Below are 22,698 nucleotides of genomic sequence, written 5' to 3'. Positions count from 1 at the left end.
CGGGTTGCCAGCACGGAGATTGCCTACCCGGCGAATCAGCGTCGTATCCATGACCCACCCGCCAAAACGCTAGATTAGCCCCTTGCCCGCTCTCGCCCACTTCGCGTGAACGACGTCAGGACCTGCCCCCAATGCGGACGGACCTACGGCGGCGACGACCGGTTTTGCACGGTCGACGGCGCCGCGTTGGTTGCGTCCGGCTCGGGCTCCCTGCTTGGCACCGTCGTCGCTGACCGGTTCCTGGTCCAGGAGAAACTGGGCGAAGGCGGCATGGGTGAGGTCTACCTGGCCGAACACGTTCGCATGAAGCGCAAAGTCGCGCTCAAGCTCATGCGACCGTGGATGCTGGGCGATCCGGTTGCGGTGGGGCGCTTTCATCGTGAAGCGGAGAACGCCAGCCAGATCTCGCATCCGAACGTGGCGCAAGTCTACGACTTCGGCGAGACGACGGACCGCATCGTGTACCTGGCGATGGAGTACGTGGACGGCGAGCCCTTGTCGCGTATCCTGGGTCGCGACGGGCGCCTGCACACGGTCCGCACCGCGGAAATCGTCCGGCAAACCGGCGAGGCCCTGACGGCGGCGCACGCGATGGGCATCCTGCACCGCGACCTCAAGCCGGACAACGTGATGATCGGCAAGGGTCGCAACGGCACCGATCTGGTCAAGCTCGTGGACTTTGGCATTGCGCGCGCCATGCATCGCGGCACGCAGCAGTTCACCTCCACGGGTCTCGTGGTCGGTACGCCGGATTACATGAGTCCCGAGCAACTGGCCGGCGACGATCTCGACGGCCGGAGCGACCTGTATGCGCTGGCGCTGATGGCGTTCCGCATGCTCACCGGCGCCAGCGCGTACCCGGAGGGGTCGAGCAGCGAAGCGATGGTGGCGCGCCTGACGAGTCAGCCGCGACCCTTGCTGACCGTGCGCCCCGAGGTGGCATGGCCGGACGCGTTGCAGGCCGCGTTCAATCGAGCGCTCGCGCCCGATCCCAATGCCCGCTACGCCGATGCGCTGGAGTTCGTCGCGGAGATCGACGCGGCGGTCTCGGCGATGCCGTTGAGCGACGCGGAACAGGCGTACCTGGTGGCGTTGTCGCAGCGCAGCGCGACACCGGCGCGCAGCCCGTCGATTGCGTCGCCATCGATTGCGACGCCCGCGCTGTCCACGCCTTCTCTTCCCACGCCGCCCGCACGACCTGCCAGCGGTGTGCAGCGGGTCGAGCCCCTGGCGGCGCAAGCGTCCGCGCTGCTGACGCCCCCGTCGATGCCACGACAGACACAGCCTCGACCGGCGGTGGCCCGGGCGCCGGATTCGGTGCTCGACCCCGTGGCGACGACGCCCGAAGCGGTTTCGCCGGATGACGCCGCGCCGTCCGGCACCGTGCCGACCACCGTGGAGCCGGAACCGGCAGCGTCGCCACAGCAGGAGCCGGCAGCGTTGCCACAGCGGGAGTCGCCTGAAACCAAACCATCTACAGCGGGCGGCCGTCAGCGGCCGCGCGCCATCACCTGGGGCGTTGCGGGTGTGGCCGCCGCGGCGCTGATCGGGTGGTTGGTCACGCGCGACGCGGGTGAGGCGACGCCGCCGGCCTCCGTGGCGCCGGTCGCACCAACCGCTGCCGTGCAGGTCGACTCGGTCGCCGTAGTCGGGCCACCGGTGGGCTCGGACTCGGCAGCGGCTCCGGACGCCGCCGCAGACTCCCTGCTGCTCCTCACCGCGCGTCGCGCAACGCTTGCCGCCTGGTCGTCGGCCGGACGTGGGGCCGCCGTGCTCGTGGACTCTTCCGGACTCGCGCTCACGTCGGCGGACCTGGTGCCTCCGGATTCCGTGGTTGGTGTTTTCATCGACGCCAACACCCAGTTGAAGGCGACCGTCCTGTCCGTGGACCGGACCTCGGGTCTGGCGACGCTCCTGCTGCCCATGCGACGGTGTCAGCGTTGTGCGATCGTGGCCCCGGTCGCCGAAGACCCAGCCGTGGCGGACTCGGTGTTCTTCCTGCCGGCCAGCAACCGCGCCGAGGGCTCACCGGTGGCGACGGTGGTCTCGGCCTTCGATGCCAGGTCGATCGCGACCGCGTCAGCTCCGCGCGGCGCGCGCGGCGCGCCCGTGATTTCACGCGCACAGGGCCGCCTCGTGGCGCTTGGAACCGCTACACGCCGACTCGTGACGCCGACTGCGATTCGTGATGCGGTGGTGAAGGGGCGCGTGCTCGCCCGCACGACGGCGGCGAGCGAGGAGTCGATCCCCGTCTGGCCAGAGGCCAGCGTGCCGCGTGCACAGCTGAATGACGTCGCCGAGCGTGTCCGACCGACGATCGAGTCCTATCGGCAGACTGCAAACGACGTGACGCTGCTGGTCATGACGCCGCAGGTCATGCGGTATCGGGCCGACGAGGCGGCCGATCCGATGAAGATTCCGGCCGATCCCATCCGGGGCTGGCAGCCGTTCGACGCCTACGTGAGCGAGCGGCGCGCCGTCGTCATGCTGAATGCGTCGAACAAGGACGCGGCCTTTCCGTTCAGCTCGCGCGGAGACGTGGATTTTCGTCGTGGCGACGTCACCATGATCCGGCTGTTCCGCAACGACACGCTCGTCGCGCCGATCGAAAGCGGCACGTACAGTGCGCTCACGGCCAACGGCTCGCGGCCGATCGCCCGGTCGTTCATTGCCGCGTACGCGCCGTCGGAGTTCGCCGCGGGGACGCTGAGGGTCGAGATCACCGACGCCCGGCAGAACCGGCCGATCTCGATGACGCTCCTGCCAGGCACCCTCGACCAGGTGCACAACGACTTCGCCTGGCTGTCGCGCCGCTGAACCGCGCGCCGCCTAACGGGCGGCGAGCAGTTCCAGGCTGATGTACAACGGCTTCGCCGCGGCGCGCTGCTGAACGGGCGCGTCGCCTAACGGGCCGCGAGCAGCTCCCGACTCGCCGTCCGGGCACACTCGGCAAGGAGCGCAGCGCCCACGAAGATCGCGTCTTCCGATGCGTGGAACCGCGGTGAGTGCGCGGCGATCCGCTCACCACCGGTTTCGCGCGCCCCGATGCGCATGAAGCAACCGGGAATGCGCTCCATATAGAACGCGAAGTCCTCGCCGCCCATGTTGGTGATGCCGAACGGCACCACCGCATCGCTGCCCAGCGCGCTGGCCGCGGCGGCCCGCGCCCATTCTGCTTCGCGGGGCGTGTTCACGATCGGCGGCGTGCCGCGCTCCACGCGAGCGGCGACGTTCACGCCGTGCGCCTCGCCAACGGCGACGCTGATCCGGGCCACCTCGTCGAGCAGTCGCTGGCGGGTGACGGGATCCATCGCTCGAAGCGTTCCGGTGAGCGTCGCTCGCTCGGGAATCACGTTGGCCGCGACGCCCGCGTGGAACGAGCCCACCGACACCACGGCGGGTGCGGCCGGATCCACGCGGCGCGCGACGATCGTCTGCAGCGCGGCCACGATCGCGGCGCCGGCGACGATGGGGTCCGCGGCTTCGTGCGGGCGCGCACCGTGCGCACCCTGGCCGATGATCTCGATCGAAAAACTGTCGGCCGACGCGGCCAGCGGGCCGGGCTCCACCACTACCTCGCCCACCGCGAAGCGTCGATCGACATGCCCGCCGAAGATCGCGGCAACACCGTCCAGCGCCCCGGACTCGAGTATCGCGAACGCGCCCGCGCCCACTTCTTCTGCCGGTTGCAGCACCACGAGGACGTCGCCTGCCGCAGGTTCGGCGAGCAGGCGCATCGCCGCGGCCACCGCCCACGACGCATGGACGTCGTGTCCGCAGGCGTGCATCACGCCATCGACGGTCGAGGCGAACGCGAGGCCGGTTTCCTCCTGGATGGGCAGCGCGTCGATGTCACCGCGAATCGCGACGACGGGTGCGTCGGATCGCCGGCCGGGGATGCGCGCCACCACGCCGGTTCGTGCAACGCGTCGAATGTCACCGAGGCCAAGGTCGCGCAACGCCTTCTCCAGCCGAGCGGCGGTGCGCTGTTCCTGCCACGAAAGCTCCGGGTGCTGGTGGAGGTCGCGGCGCAGGGCGACGACCACCTCGCGCTCGGCGGGCGAAAAGGCGCCAAGTGCGCGCTGTCGTGCGCGTTCGCTGGCGGTGGTCACGCGCTCCCATGTCGCAGCGTCTCGCTGCGAACGGTGAGCTGGTCGACGCGGTTCCGGTCGACCAGCACGCCGATGCCGGGCTTGTCGAGCGGGACGAGGGTGGTACCCTGCGGGGTCATCGTCCATTCCGGAGTGACGATGTCGCGGGTCCAGTAGCGGGCGCTCGGGCTCACGTCACCCGGCTTCACGAAGTTGGGGAGCGAGGCGAGCGCGACGTTGTAGGCGCGGCCAATGCCGCTTTCGAGCATGCCGCCGCACCAGACGGGGATGCCGTTGGCTTCGCAGAAGTCATGAATGGCGAGCGACGACGTGAAGCCGCCAACACGGCCCGGCTTGATGTTGATGATGCGCCCGCTGCCCAGGCGAAGCATGTCCTGCGCGCGTTCGAGGCTGGTGATGGACTCGTCGAGGCAGATTGGCGTGGTGAGTCGGGGCTGCAGCTCGGCGTGGCGAACGATGTCGTCCCAGGCGAGCGGCTGCTCAAACATCATGAGTCCCAGCGAATCCATCGCGATGAGCGCGTCTACGTCCTCCAGCGTGTAGGCGTTGTTGGCGTCGGCCATGATCGGTGCGTCGGGCAGCGCCTCGCGCACCGCGCGCACGTAGTCGACGTCCTTTCCCGGCTTGATCTTGAGCTTGATCTTGCGATAGCCGAGTGCGAGGGCGGCGCGCGCTTTGTCCACCAGCGCGGCCGGCGAGGCCTGGATGCCGAGCGAGATCCCGACGTCGATCTCCTCTCGAGTCCCCCCGATGAGTCGGGCCAGCGGGATCCCGAGCCGCTCGGCTTCGAGGCCCCACATTCCCATCTCGACGGCTGCCTTGGCCATCTGGTGCCCGCGGAAGTCCTTCTCGAGCGCGGCGTGTACGTCGCCCGGCCCCGCGAACGAGCTGCCCAGCACGCGGGGAATCGCCCACTTCGTCATGGCCAGCCACGCCACATCGATGGTTTCGGGCAGGTAGTTGGGCGCGTCGTCGGCCACGCACTCACTCCAGGAGATCGCACCGCTCGCGTCCTCGAGTTCGAGCAGCGCGATACGGCGCTCCGTCATGGTGCCGGAAGAAATCTGGAACGGCTCCCGGAGTGGGAGGCGGATTTCCCGCAGGGTCACGCGAACGAGTTGCAGCATGCGACTCAGGGCTGACTGGTGAGGACGTAGTAGGGCAGCGAGCCCTCCCGCGCACGCACGAAACGCGTGACCCGGTATCCGCTGGCGAGGAGAGGCACGACGACGCCGCGGACGGCGAGTCGCCAGGCAATCGGGAGGTCGGCGCCCTGCTGGTGAAGGCTGCTCGAGTCGACGGGGATCTGGAGACGGACGATGCGCGCGCCTTCGGCTGGTCGCGCGGTTGGGCGTCCCGCGCCATCGAGCGGATTGAGCAACGGCGCATCCGCGGCGTCGCCGTCCGCGAGGTCGGCGCCGGGGAACGGGGGCGGCATGTGCGGTCGCAACTCCCACTCGGCGACAAACCGATCGGTGGGCACCGTGCCGTGCACCGGGCTCCTCGTGTTGGACCCGTACATGTCTTCTATGTACTCGGCGACGCGCGCGCCCAGCCGGTTGAGGTTGAGGTGCGCGTTGCGGGACACGAGCGGATCAAAGGTCCAGTACATCACCTCGACGCCGAGGGCGAGGACCTGCTCGCGCTGGTAGTGCTTGAGGCGTTCGCCGATGCGGTGACCGCGCGCGTCCTCGCGCACGGCGAGCATATCGGACCAGTGGGAGAGCCGGCCGCCGCGCACGCCGGTGAGTCCAAAGACGAAACCGAGCATGCGACCGTTGCCGTCAAAGGCGCCGGCCGTGACGCCGCCCACCTTCTGGCCGACGCGCAGGATGGCCGCGGGTACGCGCTCCGAGAAGCCGCGGCCCCACGTCTCCTCCTGCAGCTCACAGCACTCCTGGTATTCCTCGAGGGTGGTGAGGTCGCGGATCGTGACGTCGGGGGAAGCGCTCATCCGGGGCGTGACGGGGGGCTCTTGCCAGCGGCGTCGGCCGCCGGTCTTATTGTGCACACCAGAATTGTATACAATTTAACGGCAAGAATGAAAGGAGCATGGGACATGCGCAAGCGCGTCATGGGTTTCGGTGGCCTCGTCGTCCTGATTCTGGCCTGTGGAGGTGAGGGCGCCGAGACCTCCGCGCGTCCGGTCAGTGCCGCGCCGTGGGACGTCGTCATCACCAACGGGCGCATCGTCGACGGAACCGGCAACGCGTGGTTCATGGGCGACATCGCCCTCCGCGGCGATCGCATTGCACTGATGACGCCGGCCGGTCGCCTGCGCGAGGCGCCGGCAACCCTTCGCCTCGACGCCAGCGGACTCGTCGTCGCCCCGGGCTTCATCGACATCCAGAGCCACTCGCGCGACGCGTTCCTCACCGGCGACGGGCGCGTCATCAGCAAGATCAGCCAGGGCATCACGACCGAGATCATGGGCGAAGGGTGGACCAACGCCCCGGCGAACCACCAGACCATCGGCGTGCTGCCAGCGATCGACCCGGCGAACGCGCCCGACTCGATCGCGCGCCGCTTCACCGGTCCCCATGGTTTTGACGCCTGGCTCACCGCGATGTCGTCACATGGCGTCTCGCCGAACATCGGGTCGTTTGTCGGCGCCACCACGCTGCGATCGTTCGCCAAAGGGTCCGCGGAAGGACCGGCGTCGCCCGCGGAACTCGACAGCATGCGGGCCGCCACGCGGCGTGCGATGGAAGACGGCGCCTTTGGCGTCGCCAGCGCCCTCATCTACCCGCCGGGCAACTTTGCCAGCACGGAAGAACTGGTGGAGATCGCAAAGGCGATGGCCCCGTACGGCGGTCTCTACATCTCCCATATGCGTTCCGAGGGCGACCAATACCTCGAGGCGATCGACGAACTGCTGCGCATCGGACGCGAAGGAGGCGTGGCCACCGAGATCTATCACCTCAAGGCGGCGGGCGTGCGCAACTGGCCCAAGGCGGCACGCGCCGTCGCCAAGATCGACTCGGCGCGGGCCGCGGGGCAGGACGTGCAGGCCAACATGTATCCGTACGTCGCCGGCGGCACCGGCCTGGCCGCGTGCACGCCGCCCTGGGCATCCGCCAACGACAAACTCCTCGACAACCTGCGTGATGCCAGCACGCGCGCGCGCATCCTGGCCGAGATGAACAGCGATCGCACCACGTGGGAAAACCTGTGTCGAATGGCGACCGCGCAGGGCGTGATGACGGTCGGCTACACGCAGGATTCGCTCAGGGTGTACGAGGGCAAGCGCATCTCCGAGATCGCCGCGGCCCGCGGCCGCGATCCGGCCAACACCATCGTCGACCTGCTGCTCGCCACCAACGGCCAGCTGGGCATGCTGGTGTTCATGATGTCGGAGGAGAACGTCGAAATGCAGATGCGGCAGCCGTGGATGAAGTTCGGGACCGATGCCGATGGCTGGGATCCGGATTCCGCGGCCAGGGGGCTCACCCACCCACGCGCATACGGCACCTACCCGCGTATCCTCGGGCACTACGTGCGGGATCGTCACGTCCTCCCGCTCGAAGATGCGGTGCGCAAGGCCAGCGCTGCGGTCGCGACGCGGTTGTCGATCGGCGATCGTGGCCTGCTCAAGCCGGGCTTCTACGCGGACGTGGTGATCTTCGATCCGGCCACCATTGCCGATCGCGCGACGTTCACCCAGCCACACCAGGTCTCGACCGGGGTGCGACACGTGTTCGTGAACGGAACGCATGTCTGGCGGGATGGGCAGCACACCGGCGCCAAGCCGGGTCGCGTGCTGCGCGGGCCCGGATGGACCGGAGCCAGCCGGTGAGCACGCCACGATCCACAGCGCGCCGAAGCGCGCGACCGGAGGTCGTGTACCGCAAGCTGCGCGAGCTGATCGTGCGCGGTCAGCTGGCACCGGGTGCGCGCATCATCGAGACGGACGTGGCCACTCGACTCGGCGTGAGCCGCACGCCGGTGCGGGGGGCGCTGCAGCGCCTCAACCAGGAGGGGTACATCGTGGAGTCGCCGCGCCTGCAGCAATCGCGGCCTATGGTGGCCCCACTCACCCGGGAAGACGCACACGAGCTGTTCTTCATCGTCGCCGAGATCGAGGGCCTTGCCGCGCGGCTCGCCGCGATGCGCCCTGCCCGTGATCGCGAGGCCCTGGCGAAGGAGCTGACCACGATCAACGATCAGTTTCTCCGCGCGGCGAAGGCGAAGCGCCCGGATCACAATCGGCTCTGGGAACTCGACGAGCGCTTCCATCGCTGCTATGTGGAGGCCGGTGCCGGGCCCCGGCTCGTCGCCCTCCACGACGCGGTCAAGCCGCAGGCCGAGCGGTATGAACGCCTGTACGTGAGCCTGCTGGTGCGCGACCTGTCGACCTCGGGGAGTGAACACCGCGCCATCGCGCGAGCGATTCGGAGCGGCAATCCCGACGCCGCGCAGTCCGCGGTACAGACCAACTGGCGCAACGCCGCGACGCGACTCGGCGCGGTGATCGCGTCGGTCGGCGAACGCGGGTCGTGGTGAGGCCGAATGGCTTGCCGTGGCGCGTTTCCTGTTTCACCGAAGGCACTGGACCAGGTCCGTCGTCTGTTCTCCTGCCGGTGGAGCGCGCCCCAGTGTCTGACTCCCTGACGCATCGAACGACGATGAGACGCTTCCTGCTTTCGGTCGTTGTGTTCGCCGCCTGCCGTACCGGCGCCCCGTCGACGCGGCCCGGCCTTGCCGACCAGGCGACGGCGCGCCCGGCCGATGCCACTCCGACCCGCACCGCGGAATTCGACGTCGTCATCCGCAACGGACGCGTGATCGACGGCATGGGAAATCCGTGGATACGTGCCGACGTGGGGATCCGCGATGGCCGCTTTGCGAAGCTCGGCCGCATCCCGGAGCGCGGCGCACGTGAGATCGACGCCGCGGGCCTCTACGTGTCGCCGGGCTGGATCGACATGATGGACCAGTCAGGCGCCGTGCTGCCCCGCAACGGCAACGCGGAGAACAAGCTGCGCATGGGTGTGACCACGGCGATCGGCGGCGAAGGGGGCTTTCCCGTATCGGCGTCGCGGATACCGGAGTACTTCGCCACGCTCGAGCGCCAGGGCATCAGCATCAACTTCGGCAGTTACTACTCGCAGACGCAGGCGCGTACACTGGCCATGGGGCACACGTCCCGCGCGCCGACGCCCGACGAGCTGTCCCGGATGCGCGCGAGCATGGACACGGCCATGCGCGCCGGTGCCATGGGCATGACCACGGCCCTCATCTATCCGCCAAGCTCCTACACCACCACCGCCGAGCTGGTCGAGGTCGCGAAGGTTGCCGCGGCGTATGGCGGCACCTACGCGAGCCACATTCGCGGCGAGGGCGCCGAGGTCGTGCAATCGGTGCGTGAGCTGATCGAGATCTCGGAGCGAGCCGGGTTGCAGGGCGAGGTGTTCCATCTCAAGGCCGCGTATCGGCCCGGATGGGGCACGCTGATGGACAGCGTACGCCGCGTCATCGAGGCGGCGCGAGGGCGCGGCGTGGACGTTGCGGCCGACCTCTACGTGTACACAGCAGGCGGCACCGGACTCGAGGCCACGGTGCCCGCCTGGGCGCAGGAAGGCGGCACCGACTCGCTCAAGGCGCGGTTGCGTCGGCCGGAGATCCGTGCGCGGCTCAAGCGCGAACTCACCACCGGCTCACCGGGGTGGTGGAACATCGTGGAGGCAGCCGGAGGGTGGGACGGCGTCGTGCTGGCCAACGCACAGAACCCCGCGAACGATCGGTGGGTGGGCAAGTCGTTGACCGAGATTGCGCGCGAGATGGGAAAAGAGCCCGCGGACGCCGCCTGGGATCTGGTGCTCGAGGGCACGGGACGCGTCATGGCGATCTATCACATGATGAGCGAACCGGACATCGAAACCGCGCTCCGCTTTCCCTGGACGTCGATCGGCAGCGACGCTGGCGCCGCGCTGAGTCCGGGCGCCGGGGACGGACTCGGCCTGCCGCATCCGCGTGCGTATGGCAACGCGGTGCGCGTCGTCTCGCGCTATGCGCGCGATCGCAAGGTCATCTCCGTGGAGGAAGCGATCCGCAAGCAGACCTCGTGGCCGGCAGCGCGCATGAAGCTCGCCGAGCGCGGCTCCATCAAGGAGGGTCACTGGGCCGATGTTACGATCTTCAATCTCGAAACGCTGGATGACCGCGCGACCTACGAGAAGCCGATCGAATACCCCACCGGCATCGAATATGTGCTGGTCAACGGGGTCGTGACCATCGATCGGGGCAGGCACACCGGTGCGCGCACAGGGCGGATCCTGTACGGCCCGGGCAAGACGCCCTGATGACGTCGCATCGGTGGCGAGGTGCCATGCCAATGAGTCGCAGAGGGCGGGGAGATCGCGTGCGAACCGGAGCGCTGCGGCGGCGCTCAAGCAAAGAGCCCGACCTGACCTCCCGTGTGCCAGAACATGACGGTCGATCCGTCGCGGAAGCGACCGGCGCGACCATAGGCGATGAGCGCGGCCATTGCCTTGGCCGTGTACCACTGGTCGGTGAACAGCGCTTCGTGCTGTGCGGCGAGTCGCTGCGCCTCGCGCGACGCGTCGGTCGGAATGCCGTAGCCCTCGCCCACGAACGAGGCATCGGCCTCGAAGCGACCGCCCGTGCCAAGCGCTCCACGTGGAAGGCCGAGGCGCTCTTCCATGCCGGCGCCGATCTCGGCCACGACGCGTCCGATGTCCTCGACGGAGTCGTCTGCGCTGATCCCGATCACACGCGTCGGCAGTTCGAACAGGGCGCATCCGGCAATGAGTCCGGCCTGCGTGCCGCCTGACGAAGACGCCGACACGATCACGTCGGGCACGATGCCCTGCAGGGCCAGTTCGCCCACCCCGCGCGCGAGGCCAAGAGCTCCGAGTGGCGTCGACGCCCCGAGCGGAATGATGTACGGGTGCCCGCCCTCGCGGCGCACCTTTGCGGCGATGGCTTCCATGCCGGGATTCCGATCGGTGCGTTGGGCAACATAGGTCACGTGCGCGCCGAGCAGCGCATTGATGAGCGCATTGCCGGTGAGTCGCTCCGGCGCCGAGCCGTTGGCGACGATGTGACACGCCATGCCGAGCTTTGCCGCCGTGGCCGCCGTGGCGCGTGCATGATTGGATTGCACGCCGCCGCAGGTGATGAGCGTATCGCAGCCCTGCGCCTGCGCTTCGGCGGCGACGAGCGTGAGCTTGCGCACCTTGTTGCCGCCAAAGCCAAAGGGCAGTGCGTCGTCCCGTTTGACGACGAGCCGGGCTCCCATGCCGATGGCGTCGCGCAATCGCCAGGCAAAGTCGATGGGCGTGGGGAGCGCGCCCAGCTCAACGCTGGGAAGCGTGAGCAGTCGGTCGCGAGCGGTGGCGAGGGACATGAAGCTCCAGGGCGAAGCGGGAATTGCCGATGACGTGCAGGGGGCCCGGGTGCTGCGTGGGTGACCTCGCGCCCCGGGTTGATGCGAACCTAGCGGTGCGGATCGGGACGTGCGAGCATATCGCGCGCGTCCACGCTGCGCTACGTGGTCGGCAGCCCGTTGCGTTCGCTGTCCCTGACCCAACCGCACCTCGATGACGCCTGCCCCCGAGTCCAGATCTGGCCTGCCTGCCTGGAAGCCCGGCACGCTGCCACAGCCGCCGATGCCGCGCGGACTGCAATGGCTCGGTGTCGTCGGCCCCGGGGTCATCGTGCTTGGCGCGTCGATCGGCAGCGGCGAGTTCCTTCTTGGACCCGCCGCGTTCGTGAAGTATGGCCTCACGATGTTGTGGGTCGCCGGGTGCGCGATGGCCCTGCAGACCCTCTTCAACGTCGAGTGCATGCGCTACACGCTGGCCACCGGCGAACCCGTGGTCACCGGATTCATGCGGACAAAGCCGCACGCAAGTTTCTGGGCACTGATCTACGGACTGCTGTACTTCCTCCAGGTGGGCTGGCCGGCGTGGGCCGGCACTGCGGCAGGGGCGTTCTTCTTCCTGTTCGCCAAGCGGCTCTCCGCGGCGGCGGATGCGACCACGGTGTACCTGATCGGGGTCGGGCTCTTCATGATCTGCGTGCTGCTCCTGCTCGTTGGTCGACGGATCGAGCGTACGCTCGAGATGCTGAACTGGGTTTTGGTGGCCTGCATCCTGACCGGTTTCGTCGTGCTGGCGATGCGGTTCGTGCCCGCGGGCACGGTGTGGGAGGCGGTCGCCGGGCTGGTCGGCTATTCGCCTTCATCGCAGTCGTTCGCGTTCCTTCCCGAGGGCGCCGACTTCTTCCTGATCGGGGCGTTCGCCGGGTACAGTGGCGGGGGAGGCGTCATCAACCTCACGCTGACCAACTGGGCGCGCGATCGCGGCTACGGCATGGGAGGGGTGACCGGGTTCATCCCCTCCGCGATCGGCGGCACCAAACACGAGCTTGCCCACAGCGGATCGGTCTTTCCCGACACGCCGGTGGAGATGTCGAAGTGGCGCGGGTGGTGGCGCATCGTACACGCCGACCAGTGGGGCGTGTTCTTCATTGGTGCGGTGCTGGGCATGGTGCTGCCAGCTCTGCTCTACGTGACGTTCCTTGCGCGGGGCACCGATATCCGCGGGTACGGCATCGCGGCGGCGCTCGCCCAGGCCATCGTGGGGACGGGCTCGCCGTGGCTCGGCGGGACGGTGGCGCTCATCGGGGCATGGATTCTCTTCAAGACGCAGCTCGACATCGTCGAGGGAATGACGCGCTCCCTCACCGACATCGTGTGGACGGGCAGTGAGCGGGTTCGCCGATGGCGCGGTGGCGACGTGCGCGTGGTGTACTACACGGTCCTCGCGGTGCTGGTGGTCTGGGGCCTGGTGGCGCTCAAGCTGGCGCAACCTGTGTTTCTGCTCCAGCTGGGCGCCAATATCGCCGGCGTGGTGTTCGTGATCGCCTCGTTGCACCTGTTGTACCTCAATACGCGGATCCTGCCCGCGCACTGCCGCCCTCCGCTCTGGCGGCGCATTGGCCTGGTGCTGGTGGCGGTCTTCTACGGAACGTTTGTCGTGCTCTGGTTGCGAGGTCTGGTCACGAGCTGACCTGCGTTGCGTGCCGGTTCAGGCGAACTCGGCAAGACGCCGGCAAGCCCTTTCCACCGGTATGTCCGCCGGATAGCGTCCACACCCGCGGGCCGCACCTCGGCGGGCGCGCATTCTCCTCGTCCAGGACTCGTGTCATCCTCCATCGACCTCGAACTGAGCGAGGGGTGGCGTTCGCCACCGGGCATCTTCATCATCGCCGAAGTCGACGGGGCGGTGGGGGCCAGGATCCGCGCGATCCAGCAGGCGTATGACCCCAAGCTGGCCCGATCGCTGCCGCCCCACGTGACCATTGCGGGGTCCTCGGGCGTCGGGCCGATCTCGGCGGAAACCACGGTCGCGGAGTTGCGCGAACGACTCGAGCCGATCTGCGCATCCACACCGGCCCTGGAGCTTCCGCTGCAGGCGCCGCATCGCTTCATGCAGACGGACATCGTGGTGTTGCCCCTGGACCCGCACGGGGCGCTGCGCGAGCTGCACGAGCGCATCGCGGGCTGCGGCCTGCGATTCGGGCGGGCCAAGTTCGCGTTCACCCCGCACGTCACGCTCTCGTTCTATCGCACGCTGGAGCCGTCGACGACTCGCGAGCTGCTCGCCCAGCGCATCGACGAGCCGGTGCAGATCACGCACATCCGGTGTTCGCTCACCAACGAGCCGATGCCGCCGCGCACGCTGCTGGAACTGTCGTTGGGTGGCGGGGACGGCGAGGGTGCGCGGGCTGCTTCGCCTACGGTCCGCCCAGTCCCTTCCTGATCGCGCCCTCGAGATCCTGCGTGCCGCCGGCCCCGGCGTAGACGACTTTGCCGGCCTTGTCGATCACGATCACGGTGGACGTGGCCTTCACGCCGTAAACGACGTCGGCTTCGCCCTTGCGATCGTAGAAGGTCAGCATGTCGAAGCCGTGCTTCTCCATGTGCGCCTTTACGCGCGCGGGCGACTGGTTGAAGGACACCGCGACGCCGAGGAACTGCATCCGGTCGCCGTACTTCTTTCTTGCCGCCATCATGGCGGGCGCGAGCTGTTCACAGTTCTCGCACCACGTGGCCCACACCTCGATGAGCATCGGCTTCTTGCCGAGCCACTGCGACATGTTCGCGGGCTTGCCATCGAGGGTTTCGAGCTTCATGTCCGGCGCGGTGGCCCCCATCGGGAGATCGATGGCGTACTGGGCCCTGGCGGCCGCAGGGGCCGCAAGGAGCACCGCCGCAAGGGCGAGAGTTTTCGTGATCATATGAGCAGCTGACCCATCTTGATGAGGTAGTACTGCGCAACGCCGAGCATGACGACACCGAAGGCCTTCTTCACGCGCACCATCCACAAACCCGCGCGTGGGAGTCGCGAGAGCGCACCCGATGAAACCCCGACAACCACGAGAAGGGTGCACATTCCGAGCGAAAAGGCGAACAGGTAGACGAAGCCGAGGAGCGCGCTCCGGGTTTCCGTCACCCAGGTCAACACCGCGATCATGACCGGGGCAGAGCAGGGCGCCGCGACCAGCCCGGACATCGCGCCCATCACCAAGGCTCCGCCGAACCGACCGCCGGACCCGGCCGTTGCGGCTTTCTCCACAACGACGGATGGGAGGCGCAGCGGTATCACGTCGAACATCGCCAGCGCCGCGAACAGGAGCAGGTTCGCCATGGCGAAGTAGAGCCATGGGTTGGTGGAGATGCGTCCGAACATCGTGCCGGACATGCCGGCAAAAAGTCCGAGGCCGGCGTACACGAGCGCGAGCCCGACGACGTACGTCAGGGACAACAGCAGTGGTCGGAGCCGCGGCCGTGCGGCGCCCGCGGTCGCCTCTCCGCCACCAACGATCGCGGCGGTGATCGGAATCATCGGGTAGATGCACGGCGTGAGGCTCGTGAGCACGCCGGCAAGAAACAGCACCGGGAGCGCGGTGAGCGGGCTCCCGGTCATCTGTTCGGAGATCCGTGCAAAGTCCATTCGCGCAATCTAGCGGGTGGCAACCAGAGGGGTGCGGCGGGGCCAACCCGGTGTCAGCGTCACGTCCAGACCTCCCCCAACAGTCGCAACCAGTTGTTGCCGATCACCTTGGCGATGCGTGCCGAGCCATGGCCGGCCTTTGCCATTGCGTCGGCTACGAGTTCGAGGCGGCGGGGCTGGTTGAATTCCGGGACGTAGTTGAACACGTCTTCGGCCTCGCCGGGCGCGGAAATGCCCGCCGCACGGCGTTGTTTGACGAACCCGGCGTGCAGGGCGCGGAACTCCGGGTTGAGGTCGAGCGGAGAGATCGACAGATCGGTGCCGATGCCGACGTGGTCCTCACCGCACACGTTGATGCAGTGGCCGAGGTGGCGCAGGAAGTCCTCACCTGTCGGCTGTCCCCGCGCGCGCAGGAACGGCATCATGTACACGCCCACGACGCCGCCCCTGGCCGCGAGTTGGCGAAGCAGCGCGTCGGGCTTGTTGCGCGGGACGTCGTTGAGCGCGGCTGCGCCGGAATGCGTCACCGCCACCGGCGCGCGCGAGGCCTCGATGGCCTGTTTCGTGCTTTCCCACCCCGTATGGCTCAGGTCAATGAGGGTGCCGCGAGCGTTCAGCTGGGAGATGATCTCGCGCCCGAACGGCTTGAGTCCGGCATCCTTCGGCACGAGGCAACCGTCGGCAACGAGGTTCGGGCCGTTGTAGGTGAGCTGCACGATACGCACGCCGAGCCGGTGAAAGGTCTCGACACGCGCCAGGCGATCCCCATAGGCGGTGGTGTCCTGAAATCCAAGGATCACGCCAAGCTTGCGCTCGGCTTTCGCCTGGTGGAGGTCGGCCACGTGACGTACCTGAAGGAACAGGTCCGGATGAGCCACGAACTCATGGTGCCACGCCGCCATGCTCTCAATCGTTTGTTCGAACGCCTCCTCGGCGCGGCCTCCGCCGCTGATGGTGGAGTTCACGGCGGTGATGCCGGAGCGTCGGACGTTCTCGACCATCGCCGGCGTCAGCGGACGGGCGTACATGTCCGGGACGTTGAACGGGCCCGGCGTCGCGAGCATGTCGATCACCATGGCGCGCTCGTAGCCTGGCCACGCTGATGGCGGCACGGATGGGGCCTCGGCGAGCGTCACGCGCGGGAGAAGGGGCGCGGCGAGGGCACCGAGGGCGGCCTGACGGGCGAAGGCCCGCCGCGTGAGTTCGTGAGTCATGCGCGGGATGGCAAAGATCCCTCGAATAGGTGACACGACGCACGGAAGCGGAATGGGCGCGCTACATTTCCCGGGCGGCCGGCCGGTCGTCAGGCATGGTGGGCGTCTTTCGCGGAGACCAGCATGGAATGGCGAATCGTCGGGCAGAACTTCCTGTACGCCGCGCTTGGTGTGGTCCTCATGGTGATGGCCTACCGCGTGATCGACTGGATCACACCGTCGGTCAACTTCAATGAAGAGCTGCGCAAGGGGAACGTGGCCGTGGCGATCTTCATCGCCGCCCTGTTCCTCGCGATCGCGATCGTGATCGGCCAGGCGCTCAACTGACCGTGAGGCGGCGGCACCTGCTGGCGGCGCTCGCCGTGCTCGTCGCGTCAATGACGGCACACGCGCAGCGCTCGCGGACGAGGGTGGACTACGACGACACCTTCCGGAAGTACAGCAAGCGCTACTTCGGCCCGACGTTCGACTGGAAGCTGTTCAAGGCCCAGGGCATGACCGAGAGCAATCTGGACAGCACGGCGCGCAGCCGAGCAGGCGCGCGTGGCGTGATGCAGCTCATGCCGTCGACCTTTCGCGCGATCCAGTCCGAGAACGAGGACCTGAAGTGGATCGACGACCCCGACATGAACATCGCGGCCGGCATTCACTACAACCGGCGCCTGTGGCTCCTGTGGGAAGCGGACTCGATCATCGATCACCGAACGGAGTTCATGTTCGGCAGCTACAACGCCGGCCGACGCACTCTGCTCCGGGCGCAGGGCGAGGCGCGACGTTCAAAGCTCGATCCCCGCGTCTGGCCGAGCATCCGCGCGGTGGCTCCACGTGTGCCGAGGTGGCGTCACCGGGAGACGCTGGACTACATCGAGCGCATCCGAAAGGCGCGGGAAGGCCTGGGTCGCTGACTCGGGATCGGTGGTGCCGCGTTAGATTCCCTCGCCCGCACCTCCCCCCAAGACCCGACTCATGGCTCCGCAGTTCATCTATGTAATGAAGGCACTCACGAAGGTGGTTCCACCTTCGCGCGTGATCCTCAACGATATCTGGCTCTCGTTCTACCCGGGCGCCAAGATCGGCGTGCTCGGTTCCAACGGCGCCGGCAAGTCCTCGCTGCTGCGCATCATGGCGGGCGTCGACAAGGACTGGAACGGCGAGGCGTGGGCCGCGGCCGGCACGAAGATCGGCTACCTGCCGCAGGAGCCGCAGCTCGATCCCTCGCTCGACGTGCGCGGCAACGTCGAACTGGCGGTGAAGGAGCAGCGCGCGCTGCTGGACCGGTTCAACGCGATCTCCATGGCGTTCGCCGAACCGATGGATGACGACGCAATGCAGAAACTGCTGGATGAGCAGGCGAAGGTGCAGGACCGCATCGACCATCTCGACCTGTGGAACCTCGACAACCACATCGAGGTGGCGATGGACGCGCTGCGGCTGCCGCCGGGCGACGCCGACGTCAGCATCCTCTCGGGCGGCGAGAAGCGCCGCGTTGCGTTGTGCCGCGTCCTCCTCGAGCAGCCCGACATGCTGCTCCTCGACGAACCGACGAACCACCTCGACGCGGAGTCGGTGGCCTGGCTGGAGAAGCACCTCGAAACGTTTCCGGGGACGGTCGTGGCGATCACGCACGATCGCTACTTCCTCGACAACGTCGCCAAGTGGATCCTCGAGCTCGACCGGGGAAGCGGCTTTCCGTACGAGGGCAACTACTCCAGCTGGCTCGAGCAGAAGAAGACGCGCATGGCGCAGGAAGAGAAGACCGCCAGCGCGCGGCAGAAGACGCTCGAACGCGAGCTGGAGTGGGTGCGCATGGCCCCGCGCGCCCGTCAGGCAAAGAACAAGGCGCGCATTCAGAAGTACGAGGAGCTGGCGAGCGAAGCGCAGAACGAGCGCATCGCGCAGAATGAAATCGTCATCCCTCCCGCGCCGCGGCTGGGCAACGATGTCGTGATCGCGGATGGCCTCAAGAAGTCGTTTGGTGACAAGCTGCTGTTCGAGCAGGTGAACTTCTCGCTGCCGCGTGGCGGCATCGTCGGGATCATCGGCCCCAACGGCGCCGGCAAGACGACGCTGTTCCGCATGATCACCGGCGGCGAGTCGCCGGACTCGGGCTCGCTCCGGATCGGCGAGACGGTGCAGATCGCCTACTCCGACCAGACGCGCACGCTCGATGGCGCGCGGACGGTGTGGGACGAGATCTCCGGCGGCAGCGAAGGCATCATGGTCGGGAAGCGCGAGATGAACTCGCGCGCCTACGTGAGCTCGTTCGGCTTTCGTGGCAGTGACCAGCAAAAGCTCGTGGCCAACCTGTCGGGCGGTGAGCGCAACCGCCTGCACATGGCCAAGACGATGCTGGGCGGCGGCAACCTGCTGCTGCTCGACGAGCCGACCAACGATCTCGACGTCGACACGCTCCGTGCGCTCGAGGAAGCGTTGCTCGATTTTGCCGGCTGCGCGGTAGTCATCTCGCACGACCGCTGGTTCCTCGATCGCATCGCGACGCACATCCTCGCGTTCGAGGGAGACTCCGAGGTGGTGTGGTTCGAAGGGAACTACGGCGCGTACATCGACGACCTCAAGCGGCGGAAGGGCCCGGACGCGGATCAACCGCACCGCATCAAGTACAAGAAGCTGGTGCGCAGCTGAAGCTCTCATGACGTCCCGTCGCGCTTTCCTCAGACACTCGGCGCACCTTGCCGGCAGCGTTCCGTTTGTTGCTCCTTCGCTCGCCGGCCTCGTTGCGTGCTCTCGTGGCGTGCGTCCGTCTTCAGGTGTGGCGGTGAGGACCGCCGGACTGGGCGATGGAGGCTACGGCCCGCTCCAGGTGGCCGGACCGGAGCTGGCGCTTCCCCAGGGATTCAGCTACACCGTGATCAGCCGTGCGGGGCAGCCCATGTCCGACGGACGGCAGACGCCGAATGCGTTCGACGGGATGGCGACCTTTGCTCTCCCAAACGGCAACGTGCGGCTCATTCGCAACCACGAGAACCGCGACTCGTCGCCGAACGCGAAGCTCAAGGGCGACGTGGCCACGGCGTGGGACCCGAAGGGCGGCGGGGGCACCACATCGCTCGAAGTGCGCATCGATGCTGATGGGCAATGCACGCTGGTCCGTGACTTCGTGAGCCTGAGCGGCACGATCGTCAACTGCGCGGGCGGCCCCACCCCGTGGGGCACCTGGCTCTCCTGCGAGGAGAGCACCGAAGGCACGCGCGATGGGTGGCAGAAGAAGCACGGCTACATCTTCGAGGTGAGCGCCAGCGCCGAAGCCGAAGTGGTCGCCGAGCCGTTGATCGCGATGGGGCGTTTCATCCACGAAGCCGTCGCCGTCGATCCGCGCACCGGCATCGTCTATGAGACTGAAGATCGTCTGATCGCCGGCTTCTACCGCTTCATTCCGACGACGCGCGGTATGCTGCGTGACGGCGGACGCCTCCAGATGCTCGCGGTGCGTGGTCGACCCAACTACGACACCGCCGACGGCCAGCGTGTGGGCGAGGCGCTCCCGGTGGTGTGGGTGAACATCGACAACCCCGACCCCGACTATACCTGGGACGACACGGGCGCCGTGTTTGCGCAGGGGTTCGACCAGGGCGCCGCCCGCTTTTCGCGCCTCGAGGGGTGCTGGTACGGCGGGGCGCGCGACCACAGCGTGTACTTCCATGCGACCAATGGTGGAGATGCCCGGTGCGGCCAGGTGTGGCAGTATCGACCTACGGCGAGCGACGGTGGTGAACTGACGCTCGTGTTCGAGTCGCCGGGACGCGACGTGCTGGACTATCCCGACAACATCACGGTGAGTCCGCGCGGTGGTATCGTGATCTGCGAGGACGGTTCCGGCGAACAGCACATCCGGGGCCTCACGCGCGATGGTGCGATCTTCGATTTTGCCAGGAACGTGCTCAACACCAGCGAGTTTGCGGGCGCGTGCTTCAGCCCCGACGGTCGCGTGCTGTTTCTGAACATCATGGGAGCCACCGTCGATGCCGGCACCGCGAAGGGCGTGACGCTGGCGATCCGCGGCCCCTGGCACCTGGGCGCGCTCTAGTTTCGTCGGGCGGGTTGGGTGACGCACGACGCCTCCAGATCGCGCGACGAACGAGTTGGGCGAGCCGCCGAGGTTTCACGTCGGTGGAGGGACGAGTTGAACGGAGGCCTGAAAATGAGAACGCGAGGCAGAAAGTACTTCGGAGGGCAGCGGGACACCCCGCCTCACCCACGTGCGTTGAGCAGGCGACTGCCCAGCGGCCCCAGGCCTTGGCTCGCTCGTTTGTCGGTCGTGCTGAGCTGTGGCGCACTGCTGATTGCGAACTCACGAGCTGAGGCCCAGCGAGAGATCGCGTTTGCCACACCCCAGATTGTCTACTCTCAGGAGTTCACGTACCTGGTGTCCGTGCGTGAGCTATCAAGTGGAGATATCCTCACGTTGGATACGGGCGACCGCCGAGTGATGATCCTCTCGCGAGGGAGCGGGCGCGCGACGCAGGTGGGGAGAGAGGGGCAGGGCCCTGGCGAGTACGTCCTTCCTGCCGCGTTGTATGCCTTACGCGGCGACACCTCAGTGTTGGTGGATGTGGGTGCAGAGCGACTCACCTTGCTTGGAGCGGACGCGCGGCTCTTGCAGACCATTGCCTTCGCGACATGGCGGGGCAGCGAGGTCCGCTTTCAGCCGCCTCAGTTCATGGATCGACAAGGCCGGATGTACTTCTCGGGTACTCCGCGCACGAGCAGTGACGCTGACGGGATTGATTCAGTTCCGCTCCTGCGGCTGGCCCGGGGGTCGGGGAAGCTCGATACCGTGGCGACTTTGGGAGTGCCTGTTCGTGTCGCCGGAGCTCCGCCTGGAGCTTTTCCGGCGACCGATGCATGGGCAGTCGGAGAGAATGGCGATGTTTTCGTCGCGCGAGCAGGTAGCGCGCGCGTCGACGTGAATCCCAGGGGCGCCACCGTCTCCCTTGCGCTCCCGGCACGGCGCGTGCCGGTGGCTGAATGGCATCGCCAGCTGTGGCTGTCCTGGAAGAACGCCACCCCGCAGATGATCATGGGCATTGACGCTCAGGGCACTCGAAAGGTGTTTGCTGCCTCCGCGCGTCGGACATTACGAACCGACAAGGACTATCGATGGCCGAAGTTCCTGCCTCCCTTTGTTGGTGATGCTCCGCTGGTGGCTGCTCCAAGTGGGGAAGTCTGGGTTCAGGTTGCCCCGCAGAACGAGAAGAACCCTGTGGAGTACGCCATCCTCTCCTCGCGCGCGTCGCCCTACTCACGCGCACGGTTTCCGGCCGGCACGCGTCTGCTTGGTTTTGGTGCGCGAGGCCTGTACGCGGCTCGCGCAACCGCCGACGGCTTACAGCAGCTGCTCTACTATGACTATCCGAGTCGCGACTGACTGTGGGGCCCAATGAGGAAGAACGCCTCCGGATTCGCCGCCGAGCAGATCTTCGCCATTCTCCAGGATCGCGCCGGCGGTGCGCCGCGTGCGGTCTGAGGTCCACATGCAATCAGCCTGTACGGTCGAGGCGGCGCGCATCGAACTGGCACCCAACGGCATTCTGCGTGTAGCGCTCAACCACGCGAACTTTCTGCTCGTCACCGCGCCAGCACCGGACGCCGCCGGCGTCGCCGCCGACCTCGGGCGCGCGCTGGCACAGTCGCTGAACGCCGAACCACGGTTCGTCGGGTTCGAGAATGCCGGACTCGCCGCCGATGCGGCGGCGCACGATGCGTGGGACGTCGCGTTCATCGGCGCCGATCCGGCGCGCGCATCGGAGATCGTGTCCTCCGATCCGTATGTCGAGATCGAGGCCACCTACCTGGTGCCGCCCGGGTCACGCCTCCGGACGATCGCCGACGTGGATGCGCCGGGCATCCGCATCGCATCGGCGAGACGCAGTGCGTACGACCTGCACCTCGAGCGCGGGCTGCGTGCCGCGCAGCTCGTTCGCGCGGACAGCATTCCCGCTTCCTTCGACCTTTTCCGCCGAGAGGGCCTGGATGCGCTCGCCGGACTGCGGGCGGGGCTCCTGCAGGATCAGGAGCGACTGCCGGGCTCCACCGTTCTCGACGGACAGTTCATGCGCGTCCGACAAGCAATCGGCACTCGGCGGTCATGCCCGGCTGGTGCTCAGCACGTGGCGTCCTTCGTGCGCTCGGCCATCGGTGCCGGGATGGTGGGAAGGCTCATCGCTGACCACGGCATCCGCGGCGTCATGGTTGCGGCCGAGCGCTCGTTGCCATAGGCGAACGCCCGCACGGTGAGGCGCGTGCGCTCCCGGTGTCGCCGGCGGAGGTCGTTCACGAACGTCGAGCGATCCGTGGTGTATTTCGCCGCGCGGCGACCGCGTCCAGATTGCCCGCAGCGCGACCGTGAGCAAGACTGCAGTTCTCACCCAC

Annotated in this window: 19 protein-coding genes; 12 read left to right on the top strand and 7 right to left on the bottom strand. The window is 67.6% G+C overall.

Annotated features, from left to right (window positions below; genetic code table 11):
- Positions 1-105: 105 nt before the first annotated feature.
- A complete protein-coding gene (locus tag IT361_05435; protein ID MCC6317117.1) occupies positions 106-2,817 on the top strand; it encodes a protein kinase in 2,712 nt (903 codons plus the stop codon).
- Positions 2,818-2,903: 86 nt separating this feature from the next.
- Here the strand turns inward: IT361_05435 and IT361_05430 are convergent, their stop codons facing one another.
- From IT361_05430 to IT361_05420, 3 genes are read right to left on the bottom strand one after another with little or no spacing between them, the layout of a single operon-like run.
- Entirely contained in the window at positions 2,904-4,112 is a 1,209-nt protein-coding gene (locus tag IT361_05430) for an amidohydrolase (GenBank protein MCC6317116.1), read from the bottom strand.
- On the bottom strand, positions 4,109-5,239 hold the full coding sequence (gene menC / locus IT361_05425) for an o-succinylbenzoate synthase (GenBank protein MCC6317115.1): 1,131 nt from the start codon (positions 5,237-5,239) through the stop codon (positions 4,109-4,111). The genes IT361_05430 and menC overlap by 4 nt, the downstream gene beginning before the upstream one ends.
- A 5-nt stretch (positions 5,240-5,244) precedes the next feature.
- Entirely contained in the window at positions 5,245-6,066 is an 822-nt protein-coding gene (locus IT361_05420) for a hypothetical protein (protein ID MCC6317114.1), read from the bottom strand.
- Positions 6,067-6,216: 150 nt separating this feature from the next.
- On the opposite strand from IT361_05420, the gene IT361_05415 reads away from it, so the two are divergent.
- From IT361_05415 to IT361_05405, 3 genes are all read left to right on the top strand, one after another.
- Positions 6,217-7,908 carry a D-aminoacylase gene (locus tag IT361_05415; GenBank protein MCC6317113.1) on the top strand — a complete coding sequence of 564 codons (1,692 nt, stop codon included), beginning with the start codon at positions 6,217-6,219 and terminating at the stop codon, positions 7,906-7,908.
- On the top strand, positions 7,905-8,615 hold the full coding sequence (locus tag IT361_05410) for a GntR family transcriptional regulator (GenBank protein ID MCC6317112.1): 711 nt from the start codon (positions 7,905-7,907) through the stop codon (positions 8,613-8,615). The genes IT361_05415 and IT361_05410 overlap by 4 nt, the downstream gene beginning before the upstream one ends.
- Positions 8,616-8,737: 122 nt before the next feature.
- The gene (locus IT361_05405; protein ID MCC6317111.1) at positions 8,738-10,414 is read left to right on the top strand and encodes an amidohydrolase family protein; all 1,677 of its coding nucleotides are present in this window, start codon (positions 8,738-8,740) and stop codon (positions 10,412-10,414) included.
- A gap of 86 nt (positions 10,415-10,500) precedes the next feature.
- Here the strand turns inward: IT361_05405 and IT361_05400 are convergent, their stop codons facing one another.
- Positions 10,501-11,481 (bottom strand): pyridoxal-phosphate dependent enzyme, encoded by a 981-nt coding sequence (locus IT361_05400; protein MCC6317110.1) that lies wholly within the window; start codon positions 11,479-11,481, stop codon positions 10,501-10,503.
- A 193-nt stretch (positions 11,482-11,674) separates the two neighbouring features.
- Here IT361_05400 and IT361_05395 point away from each other — a divergent pair, with 193 nt between their 5' ends.
- Together IT361_05395 and IT361_05390 are read left to right on the top strand one after the other, a co-directional pair.
- Positions 11,675-13,147 carry an Nramp family divalent metal transporter gene (locus IT361_05395; protein ID MCC6317109.1) on the top strand — a complete coding sequence of 491 codons (1,473 nt, stop codon included), beginning with the start codon at positions 11,675-11,677 and terminating at the stop codon, positions 13,145-13,147.
- Positions 13,148-13,279: 132 nt separating this feature from the next.
- Positions 13,280-13,900, top strand: a complete 621-nt coding sequence (locus IT361_05390; GenBank protein MCC6317108.1) for a 2'-5' RNA ligase family protein — start codon at positions 13,280-13,282, stop codon at positions 13,898-13,900.
- On the opposite strand, the gene IT361_05385 is transcribed toward IT361_05390, so the two are convergent.
- From IT361_05385 to IT361_05375, 3 genes are read right to left on the bottom strand one after another with little or no spacing between them, the layout of a single operon-like run.
- Positions 13,875-14,378, bottom strand: a complete 504-nt coding sequence (locus IT361_05385) for a TlpA family protein disulfide reductase (protein ID MCC6317107.1) — start codon at positions 14,376-14,378, stop codon at positions 13,875-13,877. The two genes, IT361_05390 and IT361_05385, sit on opposite strands and share 26 nt — an antisense overlap.
- Positions 14,375-15,094, bottom strand: a complete 720-nt coding sequence (locus tag IT361_05380) for a sulfite exporter TauE/SafE family protein (GenBank protein MCC6317106.1) — start codon at positions 15,092-15,094, stop codon at positions 14,375-14,377. Before IT361_05380 ends, IT361_05385 begins: the two co-directional genes overlap by 4 nt.
- Before the next feature lie 59 nt (positions 15,095-15,153).
- Positions 15,154-16,308 (bottom strand): membrane dipeptidase, encoded by a 1,155-nt coding sequence (locus IT361_05375; GenBank protein MCC6317105.1) that lies wholly within the window; start codon positions 16,306-16,308, stop codon positions 15,154-15,156.
- A 123-nt stretch (positions 16,309-16,431) separates the two neighbouring features.
- On the opposite strand from IT361_05375, the gene IT361_05370 reads away from it, so the two are divergent.
- The 6 genes from IT361_05370 to IT361_05345 all read left to right on the top strand — a co-directional run bounded on the left by IT361_05370 (position 16,432) and on the right by IT361_05345 (position 22,544).
- Complete coding sequence (locus IT361_05370) at positions 16,432-16,635, top strand: DUF350 domain-containing protein (protein MCC6317104.1); 204 nt, start codon at positions 16,432-16,434, stop codon at positions 16,633-16,635.
- Positions 16,636-16,637: 2 nt separating this feature from the next.
- Positions 16,638-17,213: a transglycosylase SLT domain-containing protein gene (locus IT361_05365; protein MCC6317103.1), complete on the top strand. Its 576-nt coding sequence runs from the start codon at positions 16,638-16,640 to the stop codon at positions 17,211-17,213.
- 61 nt (positions 17,214-17,274) lie between these two features.
- Complete coding sequence (gene ettA, locus IT361_05360) at positions 17,275-18,951, top strand: energy-dependent translational throttle protein EttA (GenBank protein ID MCC6317102.1); 1,677 nt, start codon at positions 17,275-17,277, stop codon at positions 18,949-18,951.
- A gap of 7 nt (positions 18,952-18,958) precedes the next feature.
- A complete protein-coding gene (locus IT361_05355; protein MCC6317101.1) occupies positions 18,959-20,353 on the top strand; it encodes a DUF839 domain-containing protein in 1,395 nt (464 codons plus the stop codon).
- A 633-nt stretch (positions 20,354-20,986) separates the two neighbouring features.
- Complete coding sequence (locus IT361_05350) at positions 20,987-21,694, top strand: hypothetical protein (GenBank protein MCC6317100.1); 708 nt, start codon at positions 20,987-20,989, stop codon at positions 21,692-21,694.
- A gap of 106 nt (positions 21,695-21,800) precedes the next feature.
- Complete coding sequence (locus IT361_05345) at positions 21,801-22,544, top strand: transporter substrate-binding domain-containing protein (GenBank protein ID MCC6317099.1); 744 nt, start codon at positions 21,801-21,803, stop codon at positions 22,542-22,544.
- The last annotated feature ends 154 nt before the right edge of the window (positions 22,545-22,698 follow it).

The organism is Gemmatimonadaceae bacterium, from assembly GCA_020846935.1.
Lineage (GTDB): Bacteria > Gemmatimonadota > Gemmatimonadetes > Gemmatimonadales > Gemmatimonadaceae > RBC101.
The sequence above is the reverse complement of the archived record's forward strand: the minus strand, read 5'-3'. Positions and strand labels throughout refer to the sequence as shown.